We start from the raw sequence: 19,974 nt of genomic DNA on the forward strand, positions 1-19,974 counted from the left end.
CGTTGTGGCTATACTGTCTTTAGGAGTTTCCAGCATTTCAAGCAGTATTGGATTGGTCTTTTGCCAATCTCTATATGCATATTTCTATACATACTAACTAGTTTGGTCGCCTGACTCATGACTGAAGTCACGAGTGTGCAGCTCCCATTTAATCAAATACCATGATACCTATATCATCATTAACGGCCGTAACCGTTTTAATTGCCAGTGCTATTCTTGATAATTCACCACCAGAAGCCACCTTTGCCAAAGGCTGAATCTCTTCACCTAAATTAGCATTGAACATTATTTGGACAGATTCCGTCCCTGACAATGTATACTCTTTTAAATCATGTACGGCAATAACAATTTGAGCATTAGCCATCCCAAGATCAAGCAGCTGTTTTTTTATCTTTTTTGCTAAACTCTCAGCAGCAGTTTTACGCATTTTTTTTATCTGCGCTGCTATCTCGCCTAGTTTTGTTTCAGCTGTGTTTAATTCTATTTGTAATTGCTTTATTATTGTATCATAATTTTCTATCTCATCGAGTTCCTGACGAATTTTTTGCTGATAATTAAGTACATCTTCTACTGTAGGACCATATTTTCGGCATATTCTCTCGATATCATCACTGCGCCGCAAAAAATTATTAAGTTCATTAGGATTAAAATCTATATCATCAGCATACTCGCGAATATCATACGAAACTTCCTGCAGTTGGATATAGGCATCATCTATGATTTTTTTGGCATTTTCGAAATGATTATCATATTTAAGCAGTGTTTCTAAATTCTTCTGCACCAGTGATATTGCCGACAAAATAGTAATATCATCAGCATTATTAGATAAAGTATCATCAGTTATTTTTACTAAATCGGCTATTTTTTCATAATTAGAAAGTTTTTTTATTTTTTCTTCAATTTCCTGTGCTTCTTCTGGTTTTATGGCAATATTTTCTATTTCATCACTTTGCCAGCGCAGCATGTCCAGACGATCACTGTAATTTTGTGCTGCTAATTGTTTTTGTTCAAGCTTGTCTTTTAAATTATTATACTTGTTATAGGCAATATAATATTCATCATTATACTGCTTAAAATCTGCAATTGACTTATCAAGCAAATCCAGCTGAGCCTGCGGCCGCAATAATGATTGATTCTCATTTTGACCATGGATATCAATCATTAATTCCCCTAATGTCTTTAATATTACTAATGGCACCTGGCAGCCATTTATTTGAATAATATTTTTCCCATTTTTATTGATTTGACGCATAACAATAATTTCGTCATTATCATCTAAAATAGCATTATTCGCTAAAAAAGCATGAATACTTTCACTGTTTATCGTAACGACAGCTTCTATACGCAAATAATCAGCATCATTTCTTATAGAATTGATGTTGGCTCTTTGTCCCATTAAAAGACTTAATGCCCCTAATAATAATGATTTACCGGCACCAGTTTCACCTGTGATAATATTAAGGCCACTGGTAAAATCAATTTGTATATGCCGGATAAGCGCAAAATTCCATACAGTTAATTTTTTCAGCATATAATGTAATCACCCTCTTTACCGCTAGTAATTATGCCATAAATTTTTCTAATTTTTTCATGATTTTGTCCACGGCAGAAACAGGCTTTATAACTATAAATATATTATCATCACCGGCAACTGTTCCAATTATTTCCGGCCATTTAGCATAATCCAGTGTAGATGCTACTGCATTAGCAGTACCCGGCAGTGTTTTTATAACAATAATATTCTCACTAAAATCAAGCTGTACAACACTGTCATGAAAGAGTCGCTCCATCCTGTTTTTCGAAAAGAAGAATTTTTTATCTGATGGACAGGCATAGCGATATCTGCCGTCATCAGTTGGTATTTTTATCAGCATCATTTCTTTTATGTCACGCGACACCGTAGCCTGGGTTACTTCAATATGATGGTTGCGTAATGCCTCGGCCAGTTCTTCCTGAGTCTCTATAACAGAATTTTCAATAATGCTTTTTATTTTTTCATGTCGTAATGATTTCAATTTTTCTCACCCCTGTTTTTCTATCCAGCATAAGGCTGGTGCATTTTGATGATTGTGCAGCTGATACCAGCCAACAGTATAAATATGCTTATCTAATTTCTGTGTATATTTTAATAAAGACATATATTCTTCATTTCCTGCCATATGTCCTGGATACGCCAAAATAGAAATGACACCATTTGTCTGCAGTTGATCCAGTACAATACTGACCGCTGCTAATGTCGTAGTATTATCTGTTGTCAAACTATGGTTGGCTTTGGGCAGATAGCCTAAATTAAACATAGCTGCATCTATTTTCTTGTCAGCAGTAATATATTTTTTTACATTACTGTGTGAATCACATATATATTCAATGCGATTTTTATAATCAATAGTTTTCCGCTTGGTATTTTCAATAGCTTCTTGCTGTATATCAAAAGCATAAATCTGTGCTTTTGGCGCATTTACTGCCAAAAATAAGGTATCATTGCCATTACCACAGGTTGCATCAACTACTATTTTAGCATCCCTTAGTGCTCCTTTTAAAAGCAAATGGCTGACTTCAATAGTATTACTGTATTTCTGCATTTGAATTACTCCGAACCAATTTATTTAATAGGATTTTATAATAATTTTTATCATCAAATTTTATTATTTGTGCTAAAAAAGGAGCTTTACTTATTAATATCTGTTCATCAGAATTAATCGGATATACTGCCTGTCCATCAAATGTTAATATTACCTGCTGGCGTGTGTCTTTTACTTTTATATCAATTTGTTCTGTCTCATTTATAACCATCGGCCGCACATAAAATGTATGTGGACATATCGGCGTAACCAGCAGTACCTTTGCCTTAGGATTTATGATAGGACCGCCCGCCGATAAAGAGTACGCCGTTGAACCAGTCGGGGTAGAAACAATTAATCCATCTGCCCGGTAATCAGCAACTTTATACGCATCAAGTTCCAGCTGCAAACCTACCATACGGGCAACACCAGCGCTTGTAATTACTATATCATTAACTGCGTAGCCAGCCAAGGTAAGTTTATCATCCTTCTTGATATACCCCGCCAGCATCAACCGCTGTTCTATGTTATATTTTCCCGATAATATTTTACATAATTTATTTTCCAATTCGCTTATCTCAATATCAGCGAGAAAACCTAAATTACCAATATTAATGCCGCACACAGGAATTCCCTGTGGTGCCAGCAAACGACAAACCCCCAGCAATGTCCCATCGCCGCCAATACTGAGTCCGACATCAATATCAGCCTGCAAAATATCAGCCACAGCCAAATTTTCATAATTAAAAAACTTGGCTATATCCTCAGCTAAAACTACCTGAGCATCATGTTCAATAAAAAATTTTATAATCCTGTCTAATAAAGACTTGCTTTCTTTTTTAGTGTAATTAGGAAAAATACCTATTTTCATCGTTTCGCCTCAGTCATCATCAATGATGTGATTTTTTATCTAAATCTTTATGTGCATCTGTTACAATGCCGTCTATAACAGCATCATCAATAGTCATTGCAGCTGCTGTCTGTGAATTACTTAAATGAATAAGGTATTCAATATTACCTTCTGGTCCCTTTATGGGGGAAAAAGTAAGGGCCTTAATTATAAACCCTGTTTCGAGCGAAAAATCAACAATTTTTTTAATAACGGCCTTATGTACTGCAGGCTCTTTAACTACACCTTTTTTACCGACAAATTCGCGTCCAGCCTCAAACTGAGGTTTTATAAGTGCCGCAATTTCCCCATCAGCCATAAGCAGCGTTTTTGCAACTGGCAGTACCTTCTCTAATGAAATAAACGCAACATCAATTGAAGCAAAATCTGCTAATTCGCCCAAATCGGTTGGTGTCACATAACGAATATTTGTTCGCTCCATATTTATAACACGTTCATCGGTTCTAAGTGCCCAAGCCAGCTGTCCATACCCAACATCAATGGCAAATACCTTTTTGGCACCGTTTTTTAACGCACAATCAGTAAAACCACCGGTTGAGGCACCTATATCAATACAAACTTTATCCTGCAGATCAAGGTCAAAAGCACTGATGGCTTTTTCTAGTTTTAAACCGCCGCGGCTTACATAACCGATGCTGTCACCTAATACCCGGATGGGAAGTTCTGGATCGATCATCGTTCCAGCCTTATCTATTTTTTGTTCATTGACAAGCACCAGTCCAGCCATAATTGTAGCCTTGGCTCTTTCCCTGCTTGGTTCCAAGCCTTTTTCCACTAATACTACGTCTAATCGTTGTTTTTTCATTAAATAACTCCATTATCAGCTATATTTTTTATATTTGCTGCAATCTTTTCCGCTGTAAGATTATTATCAGCTAGCAATTCATTGCGTGGTCCCTGGGGAATAAACACATCCGGCAGACCCATACGTATTACATTATTCATTGCTATATGATTATCAGCCAATAATTCCAATACAGCTGAACCAAAACCGCCAGCTAATACATTTTCTTCTATTGTAACAATGTATTTTTTATTTTTCACTGTTTCTAATATTAATTGTTCATCAAGTGGCTTTATAAATCTGGCATTTATGATACTGCAGCTGATATTATCCATCGCTAATATTCCTGCCGCTTCTATTGCAGGATAGACCATCGTTCCCGCTGCGATAATCAAAATTTCCCCATTATCCTGCAGCAATTCAGCCTTACCAATAGATAAATTCTGCAAACCAGAATCGAGCGATACACCTACGGCCTGACCACGCGGATAACGAATAACCATTGGCTTATCAATACTAGCTGCTGTATATATTAAATGGCGAAACTCATTTTCATCCTTTGGTGCGCTAATAATAATATCCGGTATATTACGCAGAAAAGAATAATCAAATACACCATGGTGTGTTGGTCCATCTTCACCGACAATCCCTGCTCTGTCCAGACAAATGACCACTGGCAATTTTTGCAGGCAGATATCATGTAAAATTTGGTCATAACCACGCTGGGCAAAGGTTGAATACAATGCCACAAACGGTTTTTTGCCGGCAGCTGCCAAGCCTGCTGCCATAGTTAAAGCATGCTCTTCAGCGATACCTACATCGAAAAATCTTTGTGGATAAATTTTGGCAAAATTACTAAGTCCGGTTCCATCTGGCATGGCTGCCGTTATCGCCACTATTTTTTCATTTTCACCCGCCAGCTGCAGCAAAGTCTGGCTGAAAACATTTGTATAGGTTGGAACAGCAGCAGCTTTTTTTAGTGCCTGCCCCGTAGTAACATCAAAGCTGCCGACACCATGAAATTTAGCAGGTGCCTGCTCTGCTGGTAAATAACCTTTGCCTTTTTTGGTAAATACATGCAGCAGTACTGGCCCAGACATATTTTTTATCCGCTGCAATACACTTATAACTGCATCTAAATCATTACCGTCTACAGGACCAATATACGACAGTCCCATTTCCTCAAACAATCCACCAGCTATAAAAGCATTTTTCACGCTGTCCTTTAATATTTCCGCTGTTTTATATACAGTCTGACCTACCTTAGGCAGAGCTGACAACAATTTACCAAAATCTTTTTTTACCTTTGTATATTCAGGTGCTGTACGAATTTGCGACAAATAGCCTGATAACGCCCCAACATTTTTAGCAATGGACATCTCGTTATCATTTAAAATAATAAGCATATCTTTTTTCATTGCTCCAACATTGTTTAAGGCCTCAAAAGCTTCACCGCCGGTAAGTGCTCCATCACCGATTACAGCGATAACTTTATATTTGGCATTATCAATATCACGTGCTGCCGCTATTCCCAAAGCTGCTGAAATCGAAGTACTGGCATGACCAACACCGAAAGCATCATATTTACTCTCAAACCTGTTAGGAAAACCAGTTATGCCATTTTTCTGCCGCAGTGTACCAAATTTATCACGTCGTCCTGATAATATTTTATGTGCATAAGCCTGATGCCCTACATCCCATATTAATTTATCACTAGGAAAATTAAAAGCCTTATATAGGGCAATGGTAAGCTCTACTGTCCCTAAGCTTGGGGCTAAATGTCCGCCATTTTTAGCAACGGTATTGATTATAAGCTCACGCAATTCCCCAGCTAATTGCTGCAATTGCTGCGGCAATAGCAATTTTAAATCATCCGGCTCATTCATTTTTTTTAAGATACCCAAAGAAATTCTCCTTATCAATTCTGTCTGGTCAGAAGATATTTTGCCAAAGATTGTAGAAAATCAGCCGTATCGCCAAATATGTCCAATGCCTGCACAGCGTTATCAACTGATGCTTTTGCTAATTTCTGTGCTTTTTCCAATGATAATAACGATACATATGTTGATTTGTGATTTTTTTCATCACTGCCGACTGGTTTGCCAATTTTTTCATTATCACCAATTACATCTAATATATCATCGGTTATTTGAAAAGCCAAACCAAATTCTTTGGCATATCTAGTCAAAGCCTGCAGCTGCTCATCACTGGCCTCAGCTAAAATTGCCCCTATCCGTATTGCCGCACAAAATAATGCACCGGTTTTGGCACTATGAAGCTTGCGCAGTTCATCAATATTAATTCTTTTATTTTCTGACTGAAGGTCAATAACCTGTCCGCCTACCATTCCTTCTGCTCCTGCAGCATAGGCCAATTCTTTTATCACCTTGAGCAAAATATCCGGCTTTACTGTATTCACTGAAGTGATAATATCAAAAGCCATGGTTAAGAGAGCGTCTCCCGCCAAAATTGCCGTTGCATCACCATAAACTTTATGGTTGGTCAATTTCCCGCGCCGATAATCATCATTATCCATAGCCGGCAAATCATCATGGATAAGTGAATACGTATGTACAAATTCCAAAGCACAGGCTATACGGCAAAAAGCTTCACCATTTGTACCTGCTGCATCGGCTGCCGCCATGAGCATTATCGGACGCAGTCTTTTACCGCCAGCTGAAAGACTATAATTCATTGAATCAGCCAAAATACTGTTCAATGCTGTATTGGCTGGATAAATTTTTGTCAGTTCATTATTGACTAATTCAATTTTTCTTTTCATATAATCATTCATTGTCACTATGTCCCTTCGTCTCAATGCTCAAAGGCTTTTGCATGCCCGCTGCATCTATTTCTGCCAAATCACAGACAGTTTTATCGGCTTTATCTAATTCACTGCGGCAAAACGTTACTAAATCAGTTGCCTCTTTATATTTTTTCAATATATTTTCAAGCGACAGGTTGCCCGCTTCAAGTTCTGCCACCACTTCTTCTAAATTTGTTACTGACTCTTCAAAATTTTGTTTTTTTCGCGGCATGTTTATTTTCCCTCCATTATTTCGTCAACTGTTGCTGAAAAGAAGCCGTCAGATACATTTATCTGTATTTGTTCAGTTTTTTTTATCTTTTTAATACTGTTGACCAGCTGTTTATCCTTATAAATCATGCTATAGCCTCTTTGCAGGGCAGCATGCGGATCAAGCAATAATAATTTTTCTGCTAAAATATCCAGAGAATGCTTTTTCTCTGTAATATATTTATCGCATATATCATTTATTTTTAACTGCAGTGTATCAATGCACTGATATTTAGTATCCAATAATTTATAGGGCTGTTTAAACACATGGCTTTGCTGACAATTATTTAAACGCTCCCGATAATACTGTAGCTGCTGACAAACTAAATTATATATTTTAGTACGATAAAGTTCAATTTTTTGTAATTGTTCTTCCCGTGCCGGCACACAAAACTCAGCTGCCTGTGAAGGAGTAGCCGCCCGCATATCACTGACAAAATCCGTAAGGGTATAATCAGTTTCATGTCCTACAGCTGAAACGATCGGAATTTTAGATTTAAACACCGTACGTACAACATCTTCATCATTAAATGACCATAAATCTTCAATTGAACCACCACCGCGCCCCATTATAATAACATCACATAATTTATGTTTATTAAAAAATTTTAATGCTGCCGTAATTTCTTCAGCTGATCCCTGACCTTGAACTTTTACCGGATACAACAATAATTTAACAGTAGGATTTCGCAAGGAGGCCACATGAAAAATGTCATGTAGTACCGCACCAGTCTTTGATGTTATTATACCAATGCACTTAGGATAAAGCGGCAGCGGTTTTTTATAAATTTCCTCAAACAATCCCTCATTGGCTAATTTTTTCTTTAATTGTTCATAATAAAGATTAAGCTCACCTACGCCATCAGGAATCAACTGGGATACATACAGTTGATATGCTCCATCCCGTTCATATACACCAATATTACCACAAGCTATTACCTTCATACCATTTTCCGGACGAAATTTTATTTTTTGTGCTGCCCTACGGAAAACAACTGTCTTTATAGCCGACTTATCATCTTTAAGGGTTAGATAACAATGACCTGACGTATGTAATTTAAAATTGGAAATCTCGCCGCGCACCATGATTTTTTGCAAAATATTATCGGCAGAAATAAGATTATATATGTAATTATTAATTTCGCTGACGTTATAAATCGTCATTTTTTATCCTCTTCAAACAAAAAGCCGGGCATTAGCCCGGCTTTTAATTATTCTCTCACAATTGAACCCAAGATGCCATTAATAAAACGACCGGAATCGTCTGTTCCAAATTGTTTTGCTAGTTCAACAGCCTCATTTATTATTATTTTTGGTGTTAAATTTTCATCGCCGAATTCCAATTCATAAACAGCAATACGTAAAATATTTCTATCTACTGCCGGCATTCTGTCTAAACGCCAATCACCAGAAACAGCACTGATTTTTTCATCAATATACTGTTTATTATCTATCGCGCCGTTTATAAGCTCATACATATATGATGAATCAGATTCTTTTAATGTTTTTGTAATATCCAAAACTGCATTAATAGCGTTTTCTTTGTCCAGAATATTATTAAAATCCAGCTGAAATAATGTTTGTAGAGCTGCACAGCGAGCCTGCCTACGACTCATAAATTAAAACTTCTCCTTTTTATCGACGAAATATCGGCGGAATTATTTTTTGGACTATATCCAAGAAATTTTCTGCCACATCTGATAAATCATCGTTTTTATCTATTTTATTTCCAATAAACAACCCTGCGCCAGTAAAAATTATAACAAATAATGTCTTAAAAAAACCAAAAACTAAAATAGCCACGCTTATTATAAAACCCAAGCTAAAGCCTATTGTCTTTGCGCGATGGTTCTGCCACAAATTAGTTATACATTTTTTCCAGGAAAAATTGTCCATAACCTACTCCAAAATAACTCTTTATTAAACTACACGTTTCTTCTTTGCATTGGCATTAGAAATACTGTCAATAACAACATCAAGTGATACATTATCAAGTCCCATATACATTGATAACTGATTTTTTATATTTGCCTGTATCTCATTAGATATATTAACAGCACTATATTCAGTTCCAATAGTTAATTTTAGTTTAAGAACTGTCAACAATTCCTCGGCATTTGATTTTTTTACAAATTTAGTCTTAATTTTTACTTCACGCACACCAGCAACATTGTAACATAATTTATTGGCAAGTTCTAATATAGCTCCCTTAGAAATTTTTACATCACCCTGCTCGGCATGCACAATAATTCCTTCAGTGCCAAAATCCTTATCCTTTTTACTTGAAAAACAGTTGCCCATAAGCTCAATACTTAAAAGAAACAGTACAACTGCTCCGGCAATTGTTTCCAAGCGTCCACTAGCATACAAAAAATTATTCCATATTTCCGTAAGTGAAATAACACCTGAACAAATTACTATAACCCCCACTGCTACCAATGCAATAAGCAATGTATAAAAGAATAATAAAATCCTGTTAATAATACCCATTAAAAATCCTCTTTCTTAACGGACACGGACTATTTCTTCTTCTGCCTGTTTTTCATCAGGAAAAGCTACACCTTGTACATGAACATTCACTTCCACCACTCTAAGACCTGTCATTGTTTCAATAGCTTTTTTTACATTTTCCTGTATAATCAGTGCAATATCAGGTATCCGCACACCATATTTCACTATGAGATATAGATCAATTGCCGCTTCTTGTTCACCGACTTCAACTTTTACACCTTTAGAAAAATTCTTTCTTCCTAAGATTTCTGCAATGCCGCCAACCAAGCCGCCGCTCATTCCCGCAACACCATCAACCTCAGTTGCAGCAAGCCCAGCAATAATACTTACAACTTCATCTGCAATACGAATTGTTCCTAAACTTGTTGTTTTTTTGTCTGCAGCAGTATCCATGACTATCTCTCCTTTTATTATCTAGTATTTTTTATTATTATACCAAACATTGTATTATTATACAACGTTTGCGGCTATTATCCTGCTATTAATAACAATAAATATGATTGTAACAACATATTACGTCCGCCTGCTGTAAACAACTCACATCAAGCGGACGTTTGGAAAAATTATTTCTTGTCTTTTATTTGTTCCTGCAGCATAGCAATGAAAGCATCACTAGCCATTGTTTCGGTAGTTTGTTCCCCATGTTTTCTTACTGCTACAGTATTTTCTTCCATTTCCTTATCACCAACCACAATTATATAAGGAATTTTCTTAACCTGGCTTTCACGCATTTTGTAACCAACTTTTTCACTTCTGTCATCAACTTCCACGCGTAATCCTAAGTCAAACATTTTTTTCTTTAATTCATAGGCATAATCTGCATGCCTATCGGTAATTGGCAATAATTTAACCTGCACTGGTGCAAGCCATACCGGGAAAGCACCGGCATAATGTTCAATTAAAATACCGATAAAACGTTCAATGCTTCCATAAACAACGCGGTGAACCATTACCGGACGATGTTTTTGTCCATCTTCACCAGCATAAGTCAAATCAAATTTCTCCGGCATCAGCATATCCAGCTGGATTGTACCGCACTGCCATGTACGACCTAATGAATCAGTAAGATGAAAGTCAATTTTTGGACCATAAAAAGCTCCATCGCCTTCATTTACTACATATTTTAAACCACGATGATCTAAAGCATTACGCAAAGCTGCAGTTGCCGTTTCCCAAACTTCATCAGAACCCATAGAATCATCTGGACGAGTGCTGAGTTCAGCATGATAAGAAAGTCCAAACGTTCTATATACTTCATCGAACAAATCTATTGTGCGCTGTATTTCTTCTTCAATTTGTGAAGGAAGCATGAAGATATGGGCATCATCCTGAGTAAAGTTACGTACACGCATAAGACCATGCAAAGCACCTGATAATTCATGGCGGTGAACAAGTCCCAGTTCTGCTGTTCTTAATGGCAATTCACGATAACTATGCGGCTGGGTTTTATAAACAATCATACCGCCTGGGCAGTTCATCGGTTTAATTGCATAATCTTCATCATCAATCTTAGTAAAATACATGTTTTCCTGATAATGATCCCAGTGACCTGATTGTTCCCACAACTTACGATTAAGAATCATTGGCGTTTTTATTTCCTGATAACCATAGCGGCGATGTACTGAACGCCAATAGTTAATAAGTTCATTTCTTATTACCATACCATTGGGATGGAAGAAAGGAAAACCAGGCCCCTCTTCATGCAGACTGAATAAATCAAGTTCTTTACCCAATTTTCTATGATCGCGTTTAGCAGCTTCTTCCAATAAGGTTAAATATTCATCAAGCGCAGCTTTCTTTTCAAAGGATGTTCCATAAATGCGCTGCAGCATTTTCTTATTGGAATCACCACGCCAATATGCGCCTGTTACATTCTGTAGTTTTATTGCCTTTACCTTACCAGTAGAAACAAGATGCGGTCCGGCACAAAGATCAGTAAATTCACCCTGTGTATATAAAGTAATAAGTACATCTTCAGGCAAATCCTGAATTAATTCCACCTTATATTTTTCACCTTTATCGGCAAACATTTTAATGGCATCGGCTCTTGCTGCTTCGCTTCTTACTACCGGCAGATTTTCCTTAACGATTTTTTCCATTTCTTTTTGGATTTTATCTAAATCAGCCTGACCAAGCTGCTGTTCCATATCAATATCATAATAAAAACCATTGTCAATAGCCGGCCCAATAGCCAACTGTACCTTATTTTCACCATAAAGGCGTTTCACTGCCTGCGCCAAAATATGTGAAGAGGTATGACGAAATGCCCAACGTCCTTCGGCATCATCAAAGGTCATAAAATTAATAGCGCAGTCTTCTTCTATTTTTGTCATGAGATCGCTGTTAACCCCATTGATTGTTACCGATAAAACTTTTTTTGCCAAGCTGTTGCTTACTGATTTAACAAAATCCAATGCCGTAGTACCTTGCTCTACTTCACGGATACTGCCATCTTTCATTGTAATTTTTACCATTTAAAATAACCTCCTGAAAATATAAACAAAAAAACCCCGTCCCTGTATGAATAGCTATCCATACAGGGACGAGGTTATTATATACTCGCGGTTCCACCCTGATTGCCGTTAAAGGCCTCTCATTTTATCTTTTAACGATGATAACTCGGCACAACATACTTAAATTCCGCTGTGCAGTTTGAAAGTGGTAATTTTATCGGCTTATTTTAAGATACTTCCAGCATTTGCATCTCTCTCTAGAAAAACAGCGGCCCTAAAATCATGTCTTTCGCATTACTTTTGATGAACTAATTATACCATTTGCAAAACCACTGTCAAGTAGTTTTAAATTATTGGTCGTTTTTAACCATGTATTCGGCAATCTGCAAAGCATTAAGAGCTGCACCTTTTCGTATCTGATCGCCTACTACCCATAAGTTAAGACCATGTTCAATCGAATTATCTTTTCTAATACGACCAACATATACATCATTTTTCCCAGAAGTCATAAGCGGCATCGGGTAATCCATTTCATCAGGATTATCCTGTACGGTTACGCCGGGGAAATCAGCCAAGAGTTTTTTAGCTTCTTCTACACTTACTTCATCGGTAAATTCAATATTTACCGATTCAGCATGGCTTCTAAATACCGGTACACGAACAGTTGTTGCTGTAATGCCAATGGTGTCATCCTGCAGAATTTTATGTGTTTCATTGATCATCTTCATCTCTTCTTTGGTATAAAGATTATCTTTAAACACATCAATCTGCGGAATAAGGTTAAAAGCAATCTGGTAATGTTTAGGCAAAGATGCTCCCGGCAAAATTTCTGCCTTCACCGGACGATTAGCCACGATGTCTTCAGCCTGCTGCTGTAATTCCGCCATAGCTTCTTTACCGCCGCCGGATACAGCCTGATATGTAGAAACGACAATACGTTTAATTTTAGCTTTATCATATAATGGTTTTAATGCCATTACCATAATAATTGTTGAACAGTTAGGATTTGCGATTATCCCTTTATGATCTTGAATGCATTCTGGATTTACTTCTGGAACAATAAGCGGAACTTCCGGATCCATGCGGAAAGCACTGGAATTATCAATTACAACTGCACCTGCTTTTACTGCTGCCGGAGCAAAGGTTTTGCTGGCTGCTCCACCGGCAAATAAGGCTATCTGAACATTTTCGAAAGAATCATCCGTAGCTTCTTCTACAATATATTCCTTACCCATAAAATCTATCTTTTTGCCAGCAGAACGTTTTGATGCCAACAATTTTAACTCAGCAAAAGGAAAATTTCTTTCTTCGATAAGATTTAAAAATTCCTGACCTACTGCGCCGGTAGCACCCAAGATTGCTACATTATATTTTTTCATTGAAAATTGCTCCTTTATTTACAGTATCTGATCGAGATTTCTTACTAGACCCTTTAATCCCGTTACTTTTTTGCATGCCAGTACCACGCCAGGCATAAATGATGTACGGTCAATGGAATCATGACGAAGGGTAAGTGTTTGGCCCAGACCGCCAAAAATAACTTCCTGATGAGCAACATAGCCAGGCAGTCTTACGCTGTGAATAGGAATACCATTGTATTCGGCGCCACGTGCCCCAGTAATCTTTTCTGTTTCATCAGGATGTCCCTGTTTCATTGGTTTACGCACTTCACTGATCATTTCAGCAGTGGTTATCGCCGTACCAGATGGTGCATCAAGTTTTTGATCATGATGCAGCTCGATAATCTCCACATTAGGCAGATATTTAGCCGCTTCTTTAGCCATCATCATCATCAATACTGCTCCAATAGCAAAATTAGCAGCAATAAATGCTGGTGTATTATTAGCTATTGCTAATTCATTAAGCTTATCTTTTTCCGCATCAGACAAGCCTGTTGTCCCAATTACCGGGCTGACATGATTTTTAAGAGCTGTGCAGGCATTATTAAAAATAACATCTGGGCGGGTAAAGTCAACCATTACATCCGGTTTTACAGCTTTAATTACCGTCTGCAAGTCCTCACCAACTATAATATTAGTTTTACCAATCCCAAGTAATTCCCCAACATCCTTACCGCCCTTTATATCAACTGCTCCAACAAGTTCTAATTCCTTATCATCCAAAACAGCTTTTAAAACTGCCTGTCCCATTCGTCCACAAGCACCATTTACTATAACCTTAGTCAAAATACGACCCCCTGTAATTAATTCTTATATAGCTGACACCTAATAACAGTTATTTTAAATTGTGCTAGTTGAATTTTAGATTCCCGAAAGGCTCCCCTATATGCTATAGTTCTTTGCGCTTTAGCGCTTAGAAATATAGTACACACCGTGTGCGGAGCTGGCAGCAAAGCTGCCTGAGGGGTTACCCCTTCCGACTTGACTTCGTCAAGCCACCTTCCCTGAAGGGACGGCTTTAAGTCCACACTATTTTATTTACTAGCACAATTACAAAATTATTTAAATCATCTGCCATCACATTTAAAATTTACATTTTCCCATATACAATATGTAAATTTGTATCATCCATATACATATAAATCAAAAAGCTGCTGCTTTTTAGATAAACATCTTGCTCTATTATACTAAAACCAGCTATAAAATCAATAGCTGGTTAATAAAAGTATTAATTTTTATTACGAATGTTCTTTCTGTTTAATAACCATATACCGCCATATATAACAGTTGCCCCTATTATAATGATTGTCAATCTGCCTAAATGCTGTTTATACATAAAGGCATCATGGCCGATCATAACTTCCAGAGCCGTTGCAGGCAATTTGCCAATAAGACTGGCCAATGCATAGTCTCTCATCTTTATCTTGCTTATCGCTCCTAAAGCCGTCAACAATCCCGATGGAAAATACGGCAGTGAACGTAATATCAGCATAAGCTTAAAACCATTTGTTCCGCTAAATTCATCTATTCTGGTTAATTTATTACTTTTTTTGATAAGCTTTTCTGCCGATGGCCGTAAAATTGTCCGCATCAGCCAAAAACCAATTATTACGCCGATCGTTTCAGCCAGCCAGGAGGAAACAATGCCAATAGCCGGCCCAAACAATACCCCATTGGCTGTTATTACAAAAATAGACGGCAGCCCCACTACATTGACCAACAACACCAATAAAAATCCTAAAAACACCGCCAGCCCACCAAAAGAATTTATATAAGCTGTTATTTCCTGCATATCGCCGCTTATTATCACACTAAATAATTTTGTATAAAAGTCAGGAGCAGCAATGTGTATTCCTATTATTAAAACAAACAATACTACCCAGCCAATCAGTTTTACCTTATTATCTGCTTTCACCGTTGTACTCCCCTGCATAAACCCTATCATCCTTTTATGTTATTCATTATATTTACACCAGAATTATCGTAAAATCTAATCTTTAAATGAGACTTGCTTAATTTTATCACATATTATAAATATCGTGCAGCTTTTCCGTAATATTTATTATTATTTTTATAACTTTTAATAAAATTCTAAGAAAAAATTTATATATTATTTATATTTTCGCATTGTGCTAATTGAAATTTAGATGACTGAAAGGCTCCCCTGTAGGGGAGCTGGCAGCAAAGCTGCCTGAGGGGTTAACCCTTCCGACTTGACTTCGTCAAGCCACCTTCCCTATGCTGTAGTTCTTAGTGCTTTAGCACTTTAGAAATACAGTACACACTGTGCAGGGACGGCTTTAAAGACACACTAGTTTATTAACTAGCACAACACGATTATATTTATATTTTTTATGATTTCTATAAAAAAAATGGGCTTGCCGCAGATACGACAGGTCCATTTCACATCACTTAATTAAATTGCAGTGGCAGTTCTAATTTATGCCCATTGGCATAAGCTTTAGCACTCATTCGCTTTTTGCTTGGTGCCTGTAGTTCAAGAATTTCCACAGCATTTTCGCCAGTAGCAACTACTAACCCGTTTTTGCTTATTTCCACAATTTCACCAGGCTTGGAAAAATTTCCTTTTACTACAGCAGTTTGCCAAATTTTTATTTTTTTATCATCAAGCATGGTATAAGCTACTGGCCAGGAATTAAGTCCGCGCACCTGATTATGAATTTCTTGGGCTGATTTCGTCCAATCAATACGACAGGTATCATCATTCAACATCGGTGAATAAGTAGATAATTTATCATCTTGTTTTTCCCGTATTACTGAATTATCTTCAACAGCATGAATTGTTTTTTCCAGTAACGCCGAACCCATTGCCATGAGTTTATCGTGCAATTCTTCGGTTGTCATATCAGCTGTTATTTCTACACTGTCCTTTAATATCATGTCCCCGGTATCAAGACCAGCATCCATATACATTGTAGTAACACCCGTCATTTTTTCACCGCGAATAATTGACCAGTGAATTGGTGCTGCTCCACGATAACGTGGCAATAAAGAAGCATGAACATTAATGCAGCCCTTCGGCGGAATATCAAGAATTTCCTGTGACAAAATCTGACCAAAAGCAACAACAATGATTATATCCGGCTGCAACTTACGCAGTTCTTCCACAAATTCAGGAGTTTTCACCTTAGTTGGCTGTAGTACCGGTAAATTATGTTCCACAGCAAAAGCTTTAACTGGTGATGGTGTAAATTTTTGTCCACGGCCTCTCTTTTTATCAGGCTGTGTAATAACACTTATCACATCGCAAATTTCATGCAATTTAGCCAGGCAGGGAACAGCAAAATCCGGCGTTCCCATAAAGACCGCTTTTAATTTAGTCATTTTGTGTCTCCTCTTTTACGAGATTACTCGCCTTTTCCACAAACAAGATACCTTCAAGATGATCAATTTCATGCTGCAGGCAACGCGATAACAGATCACCTTTTGCTAAAATCCGCTGTTGTTTGCCGCGTCTGTTTAAATATTTTACTGAGACATTGGCAAATCGTTCCACTTCTCCGCTCATGCCCGGAACGCTCAGGCAGCCTTCCGTTCCCTTCATACTGCCTTCTGTTCTTACTATTTCCGGGTTGATAAGTTCGATTAACCCTTCACCTACATCAATAACAACCACCCGCTTAGATACTCCTACCTGCGGGGCTGCCAGCCCAACTCCATTTGACTCATACATAGTCTGTGCCATATCATCAAGCAACCTGCGAATTTCTGCATCAATTGTTTCTACAGGCTCCGCTATTTTTTTTAATACTGGACTACCTATTTTTTTTACATCCATTAGTGACATTAATACATCATCTCCCTATAAATCTGTAATAATTTTATCATTGCTGACCATAAAATACAAATTACATTGTATTTAATGGATTTATATCAATTTTGACGGCCTTATCTATATCAATTTTTTCTGCCCGCAAAAATGCATTTACATCTGCCAAGCTTACTGTCTTCACTAGTAAATTAAAACGATATATTCCCCGAAAATTAGCAATAATTGACGGAGCCGGCCCAATAATCTGGTACCTAGAAAAATCTTTAAATGTTTTCCGAAATTTTTCCTTTAACTGCAATGCCTTATCTAAGGCCGACTGTTCAACTTTATCCTGGACAGTCAATTTAATTAATTTAGCATAAGGCGGATAAAAGAGTTCTTTACGCAAATACAGCTCCTGTTTATAAAAAGCTGCATAATCCTGCTTAATACCACATAGTACAGCATAATGCTCGGGATTATAGCTTTGAATAATAACCTTGCCCTTGACGTCGCCTCGTCCCGCCCGACCAGCCGTCTGGGTAATAAGACCAAAACACCTTTCCGCTGCCCTAAAATCCGGCATATTCAAACTGGCATCAGCACTTATTATGCCTACTGCTGTAACATTAGGTATATCATGGCCTTTGGCCACCATCTGCGTACCCAAAAGTATATCATATCTTCCCGCTTTAAAGGACTGCAGTATTTCCTGATGAGCCATTTTCTTGCCTGTGGTATCACGATCCAAACGAATCGTGCGGGCATTGGGAAATGTTTCCGTTAATTCCTGTTCCAGTTTTTCCGTACCCGAACCAAAAAATTTTATATATCTACTTTGGCAGTCCGGGCACACATCAGGTACTGGCAGCCTGATATCACAATGATGGCACTGCAGATAATTTTGCCGATGATAAACAAGCGGCAAACCACACTGCGGACATTTCATTACTAAACCACAGGAACGGCACATCACAAACGTCGAAAAGCCACGGCGATTAAGCATAATAATAATCTGCTGCTTTTGCTGCAGTGTCTCTTCAATCAGCGCTGCAAGAGGTCTCGATAATATATGCCTGTTGCCAAAATGCAGTTCTTCACGCATATCAATACACCTTATCTGTGGTAAGGGCTTATTATCAATTCGATGCGGCATTTCCAATAATTGGTATTCATTGTTTTGCGCCGCAAAATAACTTTCTATTGATGGAGTAGCGCTCCCTAATATTAAAACAGAACTATAAATTTCTGCCATTTTCACTGCAATATCGCGCGTATGATAACGCGGTGATTCATCCTGTTTATACGATGCATCATGTTCTTCATCCATTACTATAAGTCCTAAATTGAAAAATGGTGCAAAAATAGCCGAACGCGCTCCAATTATTATTTTAACATTATTTGTGCGTATTCGCATAAAGGCATCATTGCGTTCATTAACAGTTAAGCGGCTGTGAATCACAACTACGTCATCAGCAAAAACTTTTTTCAAGGAAACTACCAGTTGACCCGTCAACACTATTTCCGGTACAAGAATCAACGCCTGCTTTCCCTGCGCCAGTACTTTTACTGCTGCTTCAATATATATCTGTGTCTTGCCGCTGCCTGTGACACCATGCAGCAAAAACATCTTAGTTAACCCCTGCTCAATATAGGGGCTTATTTGCTGCATAACATTTTTCTGCTCATCAGTCAGTTCAATATCCATAAGCTCCTGTGGTCTGACCATATCATAGCTGTCACGAAAAATTTGCTTTTCCTCGGCCACTGCATAATTATTTTCAATTAATGCTTTGACAATAGTACTGGAAAAGCCATTGTTCTTAAGTTCATCAATACTATGAAATTTTTCATCACCTAAAAATTCCAAAGCTTTTTTTTGCACTTTTTTACGGGTCATAGCTGCTAAAAGCTCTGTTGTTACCACAGTTGAATTTATTTTTATATATGTTTTATATTTATTTTTTCCACGATTTTTATAAGCATAATCACTATCTATAATATTTTTTTTCTGTAGAGATTTTATAATAATCTCGGCATCTTCTTTAAATATGGCTTGCAATTGTTTTATATCGCATTCAGGATTAGCCTTAATATACTCATAAACAGCCTTTTCCTCATTACTTATTTCAGCATTTTTATCCTTAACTATATATATCTGTCGTATTTTTATGCTGTTTTTCCCTGGAATAAACAAGCGCAGTGTTTCTCCTAATGAACAAAGATAAAACTGCGCCATAAACCGGGCTGTCTGCATTATTTTAGTAGTAAAATAGCTCTCCGTATCAATTATATCAACTATTTCTTTTAATAAATCACTATTTTCTTCATCCATCGGATAAATCTTTACAACGAAGCCCTCCATTTTACGGGCTCCAAACGGAACTACCACACGGCTGCCTGCCTGTAAAAAGCTGAATTGTTCGGGAATAATATACGTATAGCTATGAACAATCGTTTTTACTGGTATATTTATATAAATATCCGCTAACTTTTTCATTTAAAAT

At 37.3% G+C, this 19,974-nt stretch carries 20 protein-coding genes; all 20 read right to left on the reverse strand.

Annotated elements, in window-relative coordinates; genetic code table 11:
* Window positions 1-148: 148 nt before the first annotated feature.
* The 20 genes from HNR32_RS07475 to priA all read right to left on the reverse strand — a co-directional run bounded on the left by HNR32_RS07475 (window position 149) and on the right by priA (window position 19,967).
* Window positions 149-1,531, reverse strand: a complete 1,383-nt coding sequence (locus tag HNR32_RS07475) for a DNA repair protein RecN (RefSeq protein WP_183861269.1) — start codon at window positions 1,529-1,531, stop codon at window positions 149-151.
* A gap of 31 nt (window positions 1,532-1,562) precedes the next feature.
* Window positions 1,563-2,015 (reverse strand): arginine repressor, encoded by a 453-nt coding sequence (gene argR, locus HNR32_RS07480; RefSeq protein WP_183861271.1) that lies wholly within the window; start codon window positions 2,013-2,015, stop codon window positions 1,563-1,565.
* A 6-nt stretch (window positions 2,016-2,021) separates the two neighbouring features.
* Window positions 2,022-2,582, reverse strand: a complete 561-nt coding sequence (mnmM, locus tag HNR32_RS07485) for a tRNA 5-(aminomethyl)-2-thiouridylate-methyltransferase MnmM (protein ID WP_183861273.1) — start codon at window positions 2,580-2,582, stop codon at window positions 2,022-2,024.
* Entirely contained in the window at window positions 2,566-3,432 is an 867-nt protein-coding gene (locus HNR32_RS07490; RefSeq protein WP_183861275.1) for an NAD(+)/NADH kinase, read from the reverse strand. The genes mnmM and HNR32_RS07490 overlap by 17 nt, the downstream gene beginning before the upstream one ends.
* A 19-nt stretch (window positions 3,433-3,451) precedes the next feature.
* The gene (locus tag HNR32_RS07495; protein ID WP_183861277.1) at window positions 3,452-4,276 is read right to left on the reverse strand and encodes a TlyA family RNA methyltransferase; all 825 of its coding nucleotides are present in this window, start codon (window positions 4,274-4,276) and stop codon (window positions 3,452-3,454) included.
* Complete coding sequence (gene dxs, locus HNR32_RS07500) at window positions 4,276-6,159, reverse strand: 1-deoxy-D-xylulose-5-phosphate synthase (RefSeq protein ID WP_183861279.1); 1,884 nt, start codon at window positions 6,157-6,159, stop codon at window positions 4,276-4,278. Before dxs ends, HNR32_RS07495 begins: the two co-directional genes overlap by 1 nt.
* A 14-nt stretch (window positions 6,160-6,173) precedes the next feature.
* A complete protein-coding gene (locus HNR32_RS07505; protein ID WP_183861281.1) occupies window positions 6,174-7,049 on the reverse strand; it encodes a polyprenyl synthetase family protein in 876 nt (291 codons plus the stop codon).
* Window positions 7,042-7,293 (reverse strand): exodeoxyribonuclease VII small subunit, encoded by a 252-nt coding sequence (xseB, locus tag HNR32_RS07510; RefSeq protein WP_183861283.1) that lies wholly within the window; start codon window positions 7,291-7,293, stop codon window positions 7,042-7,044. The genes HNR32_RS07505 and xseB overlap by 8 nt, the downstream gene beginning before the upstream one ends.
* 2 nt (window positions 7,294-7,295) lie before the next feature.
* Entirely contained in the window at window positions 7,296-8,495 is a 1,200-nt protein-coding gene (gene xseA / locus HNR32_RS07515; protein ID WP_183861285.1) for an exodeoxyribonuclease VII large subunit, read from the reverse strand.
* 47 nt (window positions 8,496-8,542) lie between these two features.
* Window positions 8,543-8,947 (reverse strand): transcription antitermination factor NusB, encoded by a 405-nt coding sequence (nusB, locus tag HNR32_RS07520; protein ID WP_183861287.1) that lies wholly within the window; start codon window positions 8,945-8,947, stop codon window positions 8,543-8,545.
* Between the two features lie 19 nt (window positions 8,948-8,966).
* Entirely contained in the window at window positions 8,967-9,227 is a 261-nt protein-coding gene (locus HNR32_RS07525) for a DUF2273 domain-containing protein (protein WP_183861289.1), read from the reverse strand.
* A 24-nt stretch (window positions 9,228-9,251) separates the two neighbouring features.
* Window positions 9,252-9,821, reverse strand: a complete 570-nt coding sequence (gene amaP / locus HNR32_RS07530) for an alkaline shock response membrane anchor protein AmaP (RefSeq protein WP_183861291.1) — start codon at window positions 9,819-9,821, stop codon at window positions 9,252-9,254.
* Between the two features lie 15 nt (window positions 9,822-9,836).
* On the reverse strand, window positions 9,837-10,235 hold the full coding sequence (locus HNR32_RS07535) for an Asp23/Gls24 family envelope stress response protein (RefSeq protein WP_183861293.1): 399 nt from the start codon (window positions 10,233-10,235) through the stop codon (window positions 9,837-9,839).
* Window positions 10,236-10,405: 170 nt separating this feature from the next.
* A complete protein-coding gene (gene thrS, locus HNR32_RS07540; protein ID WP_183861295.1) occupies window positions 10,406-12,316 on the reverse strand; it encodes a threonine--tRNA ligase in 1,911 nt (636 codons plus the stop codon).
* A 329-nt stretch (window positions 12,317-12,645) separates the two neighbouring features.
* Window positions 12,646-13,674 carry an aspartate-semialdehyde dehydrogenase gene (locus tag HNR32_RS07545; protein WP_183861297.1) on the reverse strand — a complete coding sequence of 343 codons (1,029 nt, stop codon included), beginning with the start codon at window positions 13,672-13,674 and terminating at the stop codon, window positions 12,646-12,648.
* An 18-nt stretch (window positions 13,675-13,692) separates the two neighbouring features.
* The gene (dapB, locus tag HNR32_RS07550) at window positions 13,693-14,481 is read right to left on the reverse strand and encodes a 4-hydroxy-tetrahydrodipicolinate reductase (protein WP_183861299.1); all 789 of its coding nucleotides are present in this window, start codon (window positions 14,479-14,481) and stop codon (window positions 13,693-13,695) included.
* Between the two features lie 442 nt (window positions 14,482-14,923).
* Window positions 14,924-15,628, reverse strand: a complete 705-nt coding sequence (locus tag HNR32_RS07555) for a TVP38/TMEM64 family protein (RefSeq protein ID WP_183861301.1) — start codon at window positions 15,626-15,628, stop codon at window positions 14,924-14,926.
* Window positions 15,629-16,107: 479 nt separating this feature from the next.
* Window positions 16,108-17,040, reverse strand: a complete 933-nt coding sequence (gene fmt, locus HNR32_RS07560; RefSeq protein ID WP_183861303.1) for a methionyl-tRNA formyltransferase — start codon at window positions 17,038-17,040, stop codon at window positions 16,108-16,110.
* On the reverse strand, window positions 17,033-17,503 hold the full coding sequence (gene def, locus HNR32_RS07565) for a peptide deformylase (RefSeq protein WP_183861305.1): 471 nt from the start codon (window positions 17,501-17,503) through the stop codon (window positions 17,033-17,035). Before def ends, fmt begins: the two co-directional genes overlap by 8 nt.
* Window positions 17,504-17,564: 61 nt before the next feature.
* A complete protein-coding gene (priA, locus tag HNR32_RS07570) occupies window positions 17,565-19,967 on the reverse strand; it encodes a primosomal protein N' (RefSeq protein ID WP_183861307.1) in 2,403 nt (800 codons plus the stop codon).
* Window positions 19,968-19,974 lie beyond the last annotated feature (7 nt).

It is taken from the genome of Pectinatus brassicae (assembly GCF_014201835.1).
GTDB lineage: Bacteria > Bacillota > Negativicutes > Selenomonadales > Selenomonadaceae > Pectinatus > Pectinatus brassicae.

Coding starts and splice junctions, on each gene's coding strand:
- HNR32_RS07475 (WP_183861269.1), bottom strand. CDS start 1,531: ATGCTGAAAAAATTAACTGTATGGAATTTTGCGCTTATCCGGCATATA.
- mnmM (WP_183861273.1), bottom strand. CDS start 2,582: ATGCAGAAATACAGTAATACTATTGAAGTCAGCCATTTGCTTTTAAAA.
- HNR32_RS07490 (WP_183861275.1), bottom strand. CDS start 3,432: ATGAAAATAGGTATTTTTCCTAATTACACTAAAAAAGAAAGCAAGTCT.
- HNR32_RS07495 (WP_183861277.1), bottom strand. CDS start 4,276: ATGAAAAAACAACGATTAGACGTAGTATTAGTGGAAAAAGGCTTGGAA.
- HNR32_RS07505 (WP_183861281.1), bottom strand. CDS start 7,049: ATGAATGATTATATGAAAAGAAAAATTGAATTAGTCAATAATGAACTG.
- xseB (WP_183861283.1), bottom strand. CDS start 7,293: ATGCCGCGAAAAAAACAAAATTTTGAAGAGTCAGTAACAAATTTAGAA.
- xseA (WP_183861285.1), bottom strand. CDS start 8,495: ATGACGATTTATAACGTCAGCGAAATTAATAATTACATATATAATCTT.
- nusB (WP_183861287.1), bottom strand. CDS start 8,947: ATGAGTCGTAGGCAGGCTCGCTGTGCAGCTCTACAAACATTATTTCAG.
- HNR32_RS07525 (WP_183861289.1), bottom strand. CDS start 9,227: ATGGACAATTTTTCCTGGAAAAAATGTATAACTAATTTGTGGCAGAAC.
- amaP (WP_183861291.1), bottom strand. CDS start 9,821: ATGGGTATTATTAACAGGATTTTATTATTCTTTTATACATTGCTTATT.
- HNR32_RS07535 (WP_183861293.1), bottom strand. CDS start 10,235: ATGGATACTGCTGCAGACAAAAAAACAACAAGTTTAGGAACAATTCGT.
- thrS (WP_183861295.1), bottom strand. CDS start 12,316: ATGGTAAAAATTACAATGAAAGATGGCAGTATCCGTGAAGTAGAGCAA.
- HNR32_RS07545 (WP_183861297.1), bottom strand. CDS start 13,674: ATGAAAAAATATAATGTAGCAATCTTGGGTGCTACCGGCGCAGTAGGT.
- HNR32_RS07555 (WP_183861301.1), bottom strand. CDS start 15,628: ATGCAGGGGAGTACAACGGTGAAAGCAGATAATAAGGTAAAACTGATT.
- fmt (WP_183861303.1), bottom strand. CDS start 17,040: ATGACTAAATTAAAAGCGGTCTTTATGGGAACGCCGGATTTTGCTGTT.
- def (WP_183861305.1), bottom strand. CDS start 17,503: ATGTCACTAATGGATGTAAAAAAAATAGGTAGTCCAGTATTAAAAAAA.
- priA (WP_183861307.1), bottom strand. CDS start 19,967: ATGAAAAAGTTAGCGGATATTTATATAAATATACCAGTAAAAACGATT.